At 68.8% G+C, this 12,328-nt stretch carries 10 protein-coding genes and 2 pseudogenes; 6 read left to right on the top strand and 6 right to left on the bottom strand.

Going from position 1 to position 12,328, the window contains the following annotated elements; all coding sequences use genetic code 11:
* Window positions 1–330 precede the first annotated feature (330 nt).
* Window positions 331–1,302, top strand: a complete 972-nt coding sequence (locus tag ACFYOV_RS29645) for an alpha/beta fold hydrolase (RefSeq protein WP_389092833.1) — start codon at window positions 331–333, stop codon at window positions 1,300–1,302.
* Between the two features lie 10 nt (window positions 1,303–1,312).
* Here ACFYOV_RS29645 and ACFYOV_RS29640 read toward each other — a convergent pair.
* Window positions 1,313–1,893, bottom strand: a pseudogene (locus tag ACFYOV_RS29640) (IS5 family transposase); the annotation flags it as partial.
* 1,410 nt (window positions 1,894–3,303) lie between these two features.
* The gene (locus tag ACFYOV_RS29635) at window positions 3,304–4,212 is read right to left on the bottom strand and encodes an oxidoreductase (RefSeq protein ID WP_389093022.1); all 909 of its coding nucleotides are present in this window, start codon (window positions 4,210–4,212) and stop codon (window positions 3,304–3,306) included.
* A 116-nt stretch (window positions 4,213–4,328) separates the two neighbouring features.
* Between ACFYOV_RS29635 and ACFYOV_RS29630 the strand changes: the two genes are divergently transcribed.
* The 4 genes from ACFYOV_RS29630 to ACFYOV_RS29615 all read left to right on the top strand — a co-directional run bounded on the left by ACFYOV_RS29630 (window position 4,329) and on the right by ACFYOV_RS29615 (window position 6,741).
* Window positions 4,329–4,928 carry a hypothetical protein gene (locus ACFYOV_RS29630; RefSeq protein WP_389092831.1) on the top strand — a complete coding sequence of 200 codons (600 nt, stop codon included), beginning with the start codon at window positions 4,329–4,331 and terminating at the stop codon, window positions 4,926–4,928.
* Window positions 4,929–4,958: 30 nt separating this feature from the next.
* Window positions 4,959–5,114 (top strand): ArsR family transcriptional regulator, encoded by a 156-nt coding sequence (locus ACFYOV_RS29625; RefSeq protein WP_389092829.1) that lies wholly within the window; start codon window positions 4,959–4,961, stop codon window positions 5,112–5,114.
* 110 nt (window positions 5,115–5,224) lie between these two features.
* Window positions 5,225–6,163, top strand: a complete 939-nt coding sequence (locus tag ACFYOV_RS29620) for an anti-sigma factor RsbA family regulatory protein (protein ID WP_389092826.1) — start codon at window positions 5,225–5,227, stop codon at window positions 6,161–6,163.
* Window positions 6,164–6,555: 392 nt separating this feature from the next.
* Window positions 6,556–6,741 carry a DUF1737 domain-containing protein gene (locus tag ACFYOV_RS29615; RefSeq protein WP_389092825.1) on the top strand — a complete coding sequence of 62 codons (186 nt, stop codon included), beginning with the start codon at window positions 6,556–6,558 and terminating at the stop codon, window positions 6,739–6,741.
* A 272-nt stretch (window positions 6,742–7,013) separates the two neighbouring features.
* On the opposite strand, the gene ACFYOV_RS29610 is transcribed toward ACFYOV_RS29615, so the two are convergent.
* The 3 genes and pseudogenes from ACFYOV_RS29610 to ACFYOV_RS29600 all read right to left on the bottom strand — a co-directional run bounded on the left by ACFYOV_RS29610 (window position 7,014) and on the right by ACFYOV_RS29600 (window position 10,747).
* Window positions 7,014–9,512 (bottom strand): EAL domain-containing protein, encoded by a 2,499-nt coding sequence (locus ACFYOV_RS29610; RefSeq protein ID WP_389092822.1) that lies wholly within the window; start codon window positions 9,510–9,512, stop codon window positions 7,014–7,016.
* 437 nt (window positions 9,513–9,949) lie between these two features.
* Window positions 9,950–10,240, bottom strand: a pseudogene (locus ACFYOV_RS29605) (YhjD/YihY/BrkB family envelope integrity protein); the annotation flags it as partial.
* 36 nt (window positions 10,241–10,276) lie between these two features.
* Complete coding sequence (locus ACFYOV_RS29600) at window positions 10,277–10,747, bottom strand: hypothetical protein (protein ID WP_389092820.1); 471 nt, start codon at window positions 10,745–10,747, stop codon at window positions 10,277–10,279.
* 262 nt (window positions 10,748–11,009) lie between these two features.
* On the opposite strand from ACFYOV_RS29600, the gene ACFYOV_RS29595 reads away from it, so the two are divergent.
* On the top strand, window positions 11,010–11,549 hold the full coding sequence (locus tag ACFYOV_RS29595; RefSeq protein WP_389092818.1) for a hypothetical protein: 540 nt from the start codon (window positions 11,010–11,012) through the stop codon (window positions 11,547–11,549).
* A 36-nt stretch (window positions 11,550–11,585) separates the two neighbouring features.
* Here ACFYOV_RS29595 and ACFYOV_RS29590 read toward each other — a convergent pair whose 3' ends face one another.
* Window positions 11,586–11,882, bottom strand: a complete 297-nt coding sequence (locus ACFYOV_RS29590; RefSeq protein WP_389092816.1) for a hypothetical protein — start codon at window positions 11,880–11,882, stop codon at window positions 11,586–11,588.
* Window positions 11,883–12,328 lie beyond the last annotated feature (446 nt).

Below are 12,328 nucleotides of genomic sequence, written 5' to 3'. Positions count from 1 at the left end.
GGTGCTGTTCACCGAGCTGCACCGGTGTCTCCGCCGATGTGGCGGGCAGCCGGTAGCGCACCGCACCCCACCGCGCACTGGACCTGCATGGGGGTTACAGGCGGATACGGCCTGGTCCAAGGGGATGCGCGGGCCAATGGTGGCCGCCCGCTCGAGTGATGCTGAGGTCGGTGATCGTGGTCGGCGTCATGACGGTGAACACCCGGTCGATACGGCGGACCGGCGGATCCTCGATAACGGAAACGAAGATGGAAGGGGGGCGATTCCCGGTTCCCTTCAGGGCACGCTGCGTAGACTCCCCGTAGTCATCCGCTCGGGGAGGGGCATGGGATGAGGGGCATACGAGCGGGCGGCACCGCCCTCGCCGTTCTGGGCGCCGTCGGTGTGGCGGCGGCACGGGCGGCCGCCGATCGGATCGCGCGGAACCCCGATCCGTATGCGCTGGACCGGCTCGCGCGGGAGCCCGAAGGCGAAGAGGTGTTCATTCCACGGCCGGACGGGACGGTGCTGCGGGCTCTCGTGGCCGGGGAGGGACCAGCGGTCGTGCTCGCCCACGGCTACGGCGCCTCACTGCTGGAGTGGAATCTGATCTGGGAGGAACTGCGATCGGCCGGCCACCGTGTCATAGCCTTCGACCAGCGGGGCCACGAGCGGTCCACACTCGGCCGTGACGGCGTTGGCTCCGGGCCCATGTCGGCGGACTACGCCGCCGTGCTGGAGCACTTCGACGTCACGGACGGTGTGCTGGTGGGCCACTCCATGGGCGGCTTCCTCGCGATCCGTGCGGTGCTGGACCACCGCGAGGTCGTCCGGCGTCTGCGCGGCCTGGTGCTCGTCGCTACCTGGGCGGGCCGGATCTACGACGGAGCGCCGCAGAACCGGCTGCAGATCCCGCTGATCAGAGCCGGCATCATCCAGCGCTGGATGCGCACGCGAACCGGCGCGCTCCTCTTCGGTGCCGCCCAGTGCGGCAGTCGGCCGTCCCCGGCGATGATCTCTGTCTACCGCGATGTCTTCCTACGGCAGGACCACCCCCCGTTGCTGCCGGTGGTGCGGGCCTTCGCCTCTGAGGACCGCTATCCGCGCCTCGGCGAGATCACCGTGCCCACCGTCGTCGTGGTCGGCGCCGACGACCGTTCGACTCCGCCCCTCCACGCGCAACGGATGGCCGGGGGCATACGCGGTGCGCGGTTGGTTACCGTGCCCGGCGCGGGCCACATGATCAACTGGGAAGGCGCCGATGCTCTCGTCGAAGCCGTCGAGTCGGTGGCCGCCCCTACCCGGGACGGTTCGGGGAGCTAAGACGTTGTTTTCACTTGGTGAGTTGGCGGAAGCCGATGAGGGCCGCGGCTATGCCGACAAAGGCGAGGAAGTGCTCTGCCTTGCGTTCGTATCGGCGGTGCAGGCGTCGGCAGCCAGCGAGCCAGGACATGGTCCTTTCCACCACCCAGCGGTGGCGGCACAGCCGTGTGGAGGACTCGATACCCTTGCGGGCGATGCGGTGGCGAATGCCGCGCTGGCGTAGCAAGCGACGCAGGTGGTCGTAGTCGTAGCCTTTGACTGCGTGCAGTGTGGCGGGCCGTCGGCGGCGTGGGCCGCGGGGGACCGGATGGGCGGGATGCCACGCACGAGCGGTTCCAGGCCAAGACTGTCGTGCATGTTCGCGCCGGAGATTCCCAGTAACAGGGCAGTCCGTTCCGGGCGACGATCAGCTGGATTTCCGATCCCGGCTTGCCGCGATCGGTCGGATCCGGGGTCCCGTCCACGGCCGCTCTTTGCCGCCCGGAGGCTGTCGGAGTCGATCGCACACCTGGACCAGTCCAGCTCTCCACGGGCCCCGAGCTCATCGAGGATCACGCCGTGGAGCCGGGCCCACATCCGGTCCCGGCTCCACTGGGCACTGGCTCTGGGCCTGGTTGCCGACGTGCACGTCTTGGAGTTGCTGACGCCGCTGCGGCATGTGGCCCGGAGCCGCAGCGAGTGCGCCGCGGATGTCCTGCGAGCGGCCGTGAACACCTTGAAACACGGCCCTCTTGAGGACGCCGGTCGCTGCCTGACCGACCTGCTGACTCCCGGCGACGCAGACCAGCTTGATGAGACGGTGATCCGGTCCCTGGTGTATCTGGCTGAGCCGCAAATCCGGCGCTTCGGGCCAGGAAGGCGGAAGCGGGGATGCCAGCGCTCTTCGTGTGGCGGCTGGAGCGTCCCCTCAATCCGTGGGCGCCGTGCTCACCGGCAGGCTGCCGGCTCGGCCACCTCCCGAGTCGCTTGTGGTGCCTGCCGGAGTGCGGCCCGCCTCCCGGACAGGAAGAGCGTCTGAGACCGATCGGCGTGCGGCCGCAGCCGCCGTGCGGGCGCTGGCATTCACACACGTGGACGTGGCGGGCGCGCTCGTGCCGCAGATGCTTCCTGGGCCTTGACCGTGACTACCACGATGACCCCGAGCCGGTGGGCACCGTCCAGCAAGCCCTCGCCACCCTGCTCGTCTTGGGAGTCGGTGACGTACCTACCCACCTCGAGCGAACGGGCCGCACGGCCGCAGACACGGTGCGCGAGCGCATGTTCGGTGCGCTGGAACAGGCCAGTCGCCTCATCGACCCTAAGGACCGATGGCGGACCTCGAGCGATCGGCAGCCCGATGAGAGCCGGCAGCGGGCCATCTTCACGTATCTGCTCTCCACCTGCCTGACCCCCATCGGGGGGCGATAGGGGCGACGAAGTGCGCGTCCAGCCGCGAACTGATCGAGCAACAGGCCCGGACCCACCCGGACTGAACGCAACCGCGCCTTGCTGCCCTCCCGGGCAGGGTCCTGACCGCCATTGAGACACTGGAGCACGGTCGACACCACGCCCTCCCCGCTCCTGGCCACCCCCGAAACAGTCCCGCCCCAGCAACAGTTCCTCGAATGGATGACCTACCGGCAGTCCCTCGCCTCCAGCATCGACAGGCTGGTGGACGTGCCAGAACAGAGGGAGACCCCCCGTCGATGTCGCTCACCATTCCCCCGCATGCGTCGATGCAGTGCTGGCCTGGCGGTCGGGGCCGTTCGCGCGCATCCACGTTCGGACCTGCCGCCCGCTTACGGCCGGGCATTGCGCCCGGCCGGGCAGTGGTCGAACCTCTGATCAGCGACTCCGACGGCACCTTCGTGCCCGGTGGCACCCCTCAGGTCGTCCAACCGACAAGGAGCAACAGTCATGCCAGGCCCGGAGGCCGGCGGCCCTCTTGCAGGACCGCGAAGAAGACAACGGGGCACGCGCTTGGAACCGACGGCGTCATGCCGGGAACGAGGATCGAGCAGCTCACGCGCCGTTCAGATGAACGGAGTTCAGGACGGCCATGTCATCATCGGAAAGGCGCAGTGCGCCGGCGGCCACGTTCGCGGCCAGGTGGTCGGGGTTGCCGGTTCCGGGGATGGCCAGTACATGTGGGCCGCGGTGCAGCGTCCACGCCAGCCGCACTTGTGCCGCGCTTGCCCCGTGCGCCTGGGCGACGGCGAGCACTTCGGCGGTGTCGGTGCCGGTTGCGCCCGCTTCGCGTCCGGCGCCGGCGATCGCGTAGAACGGCACGAAGGCGACGCCCTGCTCCCTGCAGGCGCTTACGAACTGGTCCTGCTCGGGACGCACGCCGATGCCGTACTGGTTCTGTACGCAGACCACGGGTGCGATGGACTGGGCCTCGGCGAGTTGTTCGGGGGTGATGTTGGAGAGTCCCAGGTGGCGGATGAGCCCGGCGTCGCGGAGTCGGGCCAGCGCGTCGAACCGCTCGGCGATGGAGCCGGTGCCGATGATGCGCAGGTTCACCACGTCGAGGTGGTCTCGGCCGAGCTGGCGCAGGTTCTCCTCGACTTGCCCGCGCAGTTGCCCGGGGGTGGCATGCGGCTGCCACTGACCGGACGGGTCCCGGCCGGGTCCGACCTTGGTGGTGATCACGAGATCGTCCGGGTAGGGGGAGAGTGCACGGTTGATCAGTTCGTTGGCCGAGCGCAGGCGGGAGAAGTAGAACGCGGCGGTGTCGATGTGATTCACCCCGAGCTCAACTGCGCGGCGCAGCAGGCTGATCACCCGGCCGCAATCGCTCGGGGCGGCGTCGGCCGCGAACGCCTCGCCGTTCTGCGTCAGGCGCATGGCGCCGAAGCCGATCCGGTGCACCGGCAGGTCGCCAAGCGTCCAGGTACCTGAAGCGGCTGCGGTGATTGTCTGAGAAGTCATGCCTGGGATGATGTCCACCAAGTAGGCTGCCGGGCCATTGATTAAGGCGTACGTGAATTCCCGGGGGAGGGGCTGTGCGGGCGGAGCTGGCCCTTTCGGTAGGTGATCTGGCGCGGATGCGGTTTGCCGTGTCGCCGATGTGGGAGGTCGGGCCGAGTTTTCGGCTGCTGCGGTCCGGCTCCGCGCATCCCGTGCACCGGACCTGGGCCGAGCAGGTAGAGCCACGACTGGCGGCCGTCGGGCTTGAGCGGGGCTGGCTCGCGGAACTCGTCCCGCCCACGGGCTATGTTCCCAATTTCCTCACCCCGGCACCCGACCGGCCGGCCCCCACGCTGCCGGAGGAACTGGCCAGGATCCAGGCCGTTTCCGGCACCCAGGTACGCCAGGACCTCGACCGGCTGAGGCATGAGCAGGGACGTCTCGGCCCCCGGGCGCTGAGCCTGTACTCCGACCCGCAGGCCCGCCTGTCTCGGGTCGCGGAGGAGATCGAGAACTACTGGGAACTGGCGCTTGCGCCCTACTGGGCACGGATCCGGGCCACGCTCGACGCCGACATCTTCCACCGGAGCCGGCAAGTCGCCGAGTACGGCGCGGGTCACCTCTTCAACGATCTGCATCCGTCTGTGAGCTGGGACGACAACGCGTTGCGACTCGCTCGCCGACCGCGGTCCCTGTCCCGTGAGACGGCAGGCGCGGGGTTGCTGCTGATCCCCTAGGTCTTCACCGGACCTAGCCCGTTCACCCGTGTGGCGCCGCCGGAGCCGCCACAGCTGCCCTACCCGGCGCGCGGCACGGGACTGGGGACTCCGACCTTCACCACCGAACTGGCCAGCCGTGCGGGGCTCTCGGCTGCCGCGGTGTCCCAGCACCTCACGGCGCTGCGCGACGCGGGCCTGATGTGAGCCCAGGCCCTCCCTACCGGACTGCGGATCGTGGTGCACCAGGCGCCGCAGCAGCTGCCACGCATACTGGGCACACTCTGGCCCGGACTGGACGCGATCGAGGTAGCACAGTGACAAACACAGCCACCCTCGATCCATTTGTTCACCCGGCACTGTTCTACCGGGGCGACGACCAGTACGTCGCCGGCACGGTGCCATTCCTTCTGGACGGCCTGGCCGCCGGAGAACCTGTCGCGGTAGCCGCACCGCCGGATCGCCTACAGCTGATCCGCGATGGGCTGGACGAGCACGCCGAAAAGGTCCACTTCACCGACATGACCCAGGCCGGCCGCAACCCCGGGCGGATCATCCCCTGGGTGCTGCGCGCCTTCTCCGATGCACATCCTGCTGGTTCCACCGGGCGTGTGCGGATCATCGGCGAGCCGATCTGGTCGGGCCGCACAGCTGCGGAGTATCCGGCATGCGTGCAGCACGAGGCGCTGATCAACCAGGCATTCGCAGGGCGCGAGGTGAGCATCCTGTGCCCGTACGACGCCGACAAACTCGATCAACGGGTGCTCGCCGACGCGTGGGCGACCCACCCCCTGGTCATCGACGAGCACGGCGAGGCCGCCTCCCAGTACTACCGTCCCGAGGAGATCGTCGCCCGCTACAACCAGCCGTTGCCGCAGCCGCCAGGCGCTGCGCACTACCAGTTCGCCCCCGCAACGCTGCCGCAGGCGCGGCACTTCGCGGTGGAGCAGGGCCGGCAGCTGGGCCTGTCCGGGCTGCTGCTGGAGGATCTGGCGCTGGCGGTGGCGGAGCTGACCACGAACAGCGTCGTCCACGGCGCCGGATCAGGAACACTGAGGCTCTGGACCGAGGACGAACACATCGTCTGCGAGGTCCATGACACAGGCCAGCTCACCGATCCGCTGGCAGGGCGGCGCCCCGCCGAGCCCGGGAAGCCAGGCGGGCGCGGCCTGCTGATGGTCAACCACCTCGCCGACTTGGTACGCCTGCACACCAGCTCAAGCGGCACCACGATCCGCATCTACCTCCACCGCTGAGCGCGAAGGGGCGCCGGGGCCGCTACGCTTGGGCGGCCCAGCACGGGGGGCGCTGCCCATCGTGGCGGGGATCCGCAAAGGCAGCTCGCGGCGCATGCGATCTTCAACTGGCTGATCTGGGCGCCTTCCACATCGGCCATTCTCAGGCCACACTGGCCGGCCGAGGTCTGGTTCGTGGTTGCTTTCGCTGAACCGGCTGCGGGCCGCCCGAGATGGTCTGGCGTATGATCATGTGTCCGCGGTGCGTGCCGGGACGACGACAGGGGCCGCGGGCCCTGCTTGTATGCCTCACGCGAGCCGTGCCTTGGCGGCCAGCATGCCCAAATCCCGCTCTGTCCGTGCCGCCAAAGCAGGTGGCTCAATGAGCGGGTCCCTCTGCGATCCTTCTCCCCATGAGCACACCACCAGACGGATTGCCCATCTACCGAGTCCTGACCGGTGCCGACGACGCCACGTTCTGCCAGCGCGTGAGTGAAGCGATTGGTCTCGGCTACGAACTGCACGAAGGTCCCGCCGTCACCTTCAACGGTGAGAGCGTCATCGTCGCCCAGGCGCTGGTCTGGCCGGCACGATCGTAGAAAGTGGTCGACTTCGCACACCTCGGTGGCGGCGTGTGCCAGAAGCCTGTTCGGCCGGGCAGCGGCGGCCGCTTCCCGGCCGACGGAAGCCTGCTGTCCGACGGCAGCGGCCGAAGCCGAGGGCCGGCGGCCCGGCAGGTGTGACCTGCCCGACCCCGCTTGCGCCCGCCGAGCGGCAACCGTGATGCGGCGTAGTGGCTGGCGTGCTGTCGGGTGCCGGTACGTCGCTCGGTCGACACGGGCCCCGTGGTCGTGTGTGCCGTATGCCATGGTCATGGCTGTGGGTTGGTGGGTGTGAGGATGGCTTGGGTGGTGAGGTAGGCCTCCAGTGCTTTGGGGGCCAGGGGTGGTGAGTAGTAGAAGCCCTGGCCGTGGGGGCAGCCGAGTGAGCGCAGCCGCTCGGCCTGGTGGGGGGTTTCGATGCCTTCTGCGATCACGTCCAGGTCGAGGGCGTGTCCGACGTGGAGGATGGCCTGGATGAGGCTGTTGTCGGCATTGCTGCCGCCTCGCAGGACGAAGCGCTGGTCGATTTTGATGATGTCGGCCGGGAGGTCGCGCAGGTAGGCGAGGGAGGAGTATCCGGTGCCGAAGTCGTCGATGGAGATGCGTACGCCGAGGTCACGCAGTGCGCGGATGTGGGTGGAGGTGGTTTCGGCGTCGGTGACGAGGGTGCTTTCGGTGATCTCCAAGACCAGTGAGGTCGGGGGAAACCCGGTTTCCCGCAGGACTTGTTGGATGATGTCTGGGAAGCGGTGGTCCTTGAGCTGTCGGCCGGAGACGTTGACGGCCACGTTAAGGGCCTCGGCCTTCGGAACGGTGTCGTGCCAGCGCCGACCGTGGCGGCAGGCTTCGCGCAGCACCCAGGCGCCGATGGGACGGATCAGGTCTGTCTCCTCGGCGACGGGCACGAACACCTCGGGCGGGGTGGGGGAGCGGCCGCCGCGCTGCCAGCGCAGCAGGGCCTCGACGCTGGTGACCTCTCCGGTGGGTAGGTGGATGACCGGCTGGTAGTGCACGGTGAGTTCGTCGCGGGGCAGGGCGTAGCGCAAGTCCTGCGCGATACGGGCCCGGGCTTGCTGCGCCAGGCCCATGGCCGGTTCGAAGAGCTCCACACGGCTGCGGCCGCGTTCCTTGGCCGCATAGAGGGCGATGTCCGCGTCACGCAGGGCGTCGTTGGCCGTAGCCGGTTCGGTGACGGCGACGACGCCGATGCTGGCGGTGATGAAGACGCTGCGATGGCCGGAGACGCCGAATGGCTGCTTGAAACGGTCCAGGAACCGTTGTGCGTAGGTTTCGGCCGAGGTTTCTTTGAGGTCCTCGGCCAGGACGGCGAACTCGTCCCCGCCCAGGCGGGCAACGGTGTCGTTGCGGCGCGCCGTACCCAGGAGCCGGTGGCCGACGGTGATGAGGAGCTCGTCGCCGACGGGGTGGCCGAGGCTGTCGTTGATGTCCTTGAAATGGTCGAGGTCGATCAGCAGCAGGGCGGTGTTCCGGGGCGCTTGGGGGCGGCTGAGGACGTCTTCCAGCTGCTCGAACATCAGTGCCCGGTTGGCCAGCCCGGTCAGTGCGTCGTGGAAGGCCTGGTGGGTGAGCTGCGACTGCAGCGTCGTCTGCCGGCGCAGGGCGTCCTCGGCCGTACGGGCGCGGGCTTGGGCGTGGTCGGCCTGGGCTTCGGCGAACCGTGCCAGGAGCATGATGCGCACGACCAGCAGCACGGTCAAAGCGGCCACGATGCTGGCGACGGCGGCGGCGTGCATGGGCTGCTGGCGCAGGCCGCCGACGTCTGCGATCAGCAAGGCAGGTCCGAGGAGGGCGGGCAGGGTCAGGACGGTCATGCGGGCGCGTGACAGCCTTTCCTGGCTGCGCGGCACCTGTCGGGTTGTCCTGGCCATGGACGGGTGCAGGGCGCCGGCAGCCAGGAACAGGTATGAGGTCATCCACAGGACAGCGGAGACATCGGCGCCGACCGGGGCTCCGGTCGCGGCGAGCGTGGAGTAGTACAGGGCGTCGGCGACCAGCGTGGCCCCCACCCACAGGACGAACAGGCCGAAGGCCGGCAGACGGACTCCCGAGACGAACACCAGTTTGGCGGCCACGCCGAGCACCAGTAGATCCGCCAGCGGATAGGCCAGGGAGACCGTCAGCGGCAACGCCGACAGATGGCCGCGCAGGTAGGGCATGACGATGAACGCCCATGCCAGGGTGGACATCCCCAAAGTGATGATCCCCGCATCCAGCACGGCTCCCCAGCGCACGCCGCTGCCCCATGCAGCCATCAGGCTGACCAACCCAGCGGCAAAGCACGGGTAGGCCGCCAGATACAGGACATCGGCCGGAGAAGGGAACGGCACCAGCGTGCCCGCGAACTGGTAGGCGCCGAAGATGACGTCCGCCACCGCGAACAGCGCCATGCCGGCAGCGAACAGATACCAGGGCCGGCCCGGTAGCGGCCGGTGCCACCGGACACCGGCCACGATCGCGACCGTGGCGCAGGCCGCCAGCACTGGGGAGAACAAGTGGCGCAGGGGAGCATTGACCGCGACGTAGGCGGCGATCACGCCAGCGCCGGTGGCCAGCAGCCACCACCATGTGTTCTTCTTTTGGGTGATGCTCCCGGGAAGACGGGCTTGGGCGCCCCGGGTGTGGCCGGAAGCGGGTCCGGCAGCCTGCTCGTCACCGTGCACGGTCAGCCTTTCAAGGGCGACGCGGGTCTTCGGGGCCAGGAGTCGACAAGCCGGATCATCGAGGCCAGTCTGATCGGCCTCGCACACGTGCGGGTCCCCTGGTGCGGCTCGACGCACCACCTCGCGTCCGCCGACGCCCGGAAGAGGATGCCTCTGATCACGCTCTGCGGCGGTTGGACGAACACCTCCTTCAAGCCCTGCTCACCCGTTGCTGTCACCGTCACCTGTCGGCTCAGCAGACAGATGCCGCTGCGACGAGACGCTGGCATCGCTGCCGTTGTCGATCACCATGACGTGTAGAGCGGCCAGTCGTGTTCGCCTTGCCGAGATCATCAACAATGACTCTAGTGACGAAAAGCCGCATGACAAGCCAAGCAGGCATGAACGGCCACGTGTCGGATGCGGTGGGGCTCCAGTCCGACGCTGGCCAGGGCCAACCGGCACGCCGCATGAATCACTCCGACTCAGGTCCAGACATCCGCCTCGCGTCATGGACAAAAGCAGGGGGAGCTCCGCACATAGGTGAGCACCGGCCACTTGGCGGACGACACTCGGTCAGCGCGGTGCCCCCGACGTCGAGCGCCTGGCGGGCCAGGCCGCCGGCGAAGACGACGGTCAGCGCAATGACCACGGCCAGCACCATCAGGCACCACCGTGACTGCGATCCGCACCGGCAGGACCTTCCACACCGGGCGGCCCTCGGGCATGTCGTGGACGGCGTTGGAGGTGCGGATGCACGCCGCCCCATAGTCAGACGCCGACCAGATCGCCAGCACCAGACCGACGACGGCCATGACCGACCCGATGGCGGCGTCGCAGGCGGCTCCCCAACCATCCGTCGCCGCGTGCCGCTACACCGTGTCTGCCTCCGTCGCTGTGTTCCGTGCCCGGCGAGCCTTCCCCGGGCCACGTCGGAGGTTCCGTATGAAGCGCATCAAGCGGGTGCCCCCGTAACCGAGCAGCCAGGGCAGCACGGTGATGCCCCCGACATATACGGCCAGGTAGCCGAGGAAGTCGTCCAACTGAGCAGGTGGATCTTTGGCGCCGTCCACCCGCACCGGCCGGTCCCACTGGCTCAGCGGAAAGACCATGAAGATCGCCGAGGTGACCACCGGGATCAGCGGGACCAACACGGACCACAGCCGAGGCCGACGACCGGGCGCGGAGGCGCACCACACCCCCAGAGAGACCATGGCGAACGGCCCGAACGGCACCCACAACAACGCCGGGTACAGCAGCAACAGCCACCATCCGTCCGAGTACCCGAACATCATCGGCGCCGCCCCCGGGATCGCCCACCCACCAGCTGGTCTGTCGCTCATTCACGTACATGCGGGAACCTACCCCGACGGAGCCCGGACAGCACCCGCGCGTCTGGCTTCCCCACGCCGGCGTCGACGGCTCGCAGCCGACAGGCCCAGGCACGGGGAGGCGCGCCGAAGGGCTACCCACCAGTCGGTCGACATGTTGTGGGCATGCTGCGTGATGAGGAGCCGTTCACCGCCGCCCCGGTAGGAGCGCCATGACTCCGGCAGCGCCGTCCGCCTCTGGCCGTTCAGTGAACGCGGCACACTGGGGTGATCGTTGGAGCTGTTGCCGGGATTGGCCCGGCCCTGCCGGCCGGCGCTGGAACGGTTCGGGATGACGCCTGATGAAGCCCACGTGCTGCTGGCCGCGGCATTCAGGAGTCACCAGGGCATGCAGTGCATGTCGTTGACACGCGACGACTACGCAGAACTCCGTCACGCCCACGACGCGTGGCTCTCGGGGCTCCTCTTCGATCGCGCGTGGGCCACCATCGCCACCTTCGATGACGTGGTGGTGACCGTCGCCAGAGGTGGGCTCGGCCGTGCGGACCGCCTCAGTCGTATCGGCATCGACGTCGGCACCTGTGCGGGCAGGCAGGCAGCGGTTCCGGCGGTGTGGGACGGCGCTGACCTGTTCGGGCAGCCAGCTCAGGACGTCGTGTCCGTCCTGCCGGGACCTACTGCTCGGAGCACCCATCGGGTGGGAGGAGTGCTGTTCAGGCACGCTCGCGTCTACGGAGGGAGGAAACGGCCTTATGGGGATCTTCTGCTGAAGCAGGGCCAGCAGCCTCCAGCCGGAGCCCTGCCTGCCGGGTAGTCCGCGGGCTGGGATGCGATGGCGGGAGCAGGGCAGTCACGACAGTTCGACGGCGGCAAGCCGGAGTTGAAGCTCCAGGTCTGCGTCGCCCAGCAGCGCGTACTCCTGGAGGCCAAGGAGGCGGCTGCTCACGAGCCAGGTCGAGGAGCGTTCGCTGTCACCGGAACTCAAAGCCAGGGACTCCTCGAGTGGCAGCGGCCGGCCGAACCTCCCCGATATGCGGCTGATGAGGGTTGCGGCGATGCCGCGGAAGCGGGCGACGGCCCACTTCTGAAGAAGCGGATACTCGGCCCGTGTCTCGGCGTCGATGAGGTCGCTGGCCAGGACGTACATTGCTCCCAGTCATGCCTCGTCGTCACCGTCGTCCCCCGGCAGCTGGTCGCAAGGGTCCTGCACGGCGTCGAAGACGAGCGAAGGCGGGCGAAACGGCCGAGCCGGTTGGCTGCGCAGTCCCTGCGCGACATCGGCCGCACCGCCTTCCCAGACAGGGCCGTGGACGATGTATAGGCCGCCTCGGGCGCGAGGAAGGGCAGGGCCGGCTCGCGCGTCCCGGCTGGGCAGTGGCGTGCCACACGTCGCTGCCTGCCGCGTTGCGCAGGACGATCGCGCTGCCCTCGGCAGCGGTCTCGACCCGGCAGATGTCCTACCGTCCCGCCCTGCGTAGGCCACGGCCCCGTCGTGGGAAAGAAAGGGCACCAGACCATGCGCGCCGTCGAAGCCGACCACCCAGCCCTCCCCATCAGTGACCGGCTCGGCATGGGGTACCGGGATGAAGGAGC

The organism is Streptomyces sp. NPDC005931 (genome assembly GCF_042871235.1).
Lineage (GTDB): Bacteria > Actinomycetota > Actinomycetes > Streptomycetales > Streptomycetaceae > Streptomyces.
Note: the sequence above shows the minus strand (reverse complement) of the source record. Positions and strands in the feature narration are given on the sequence as shown.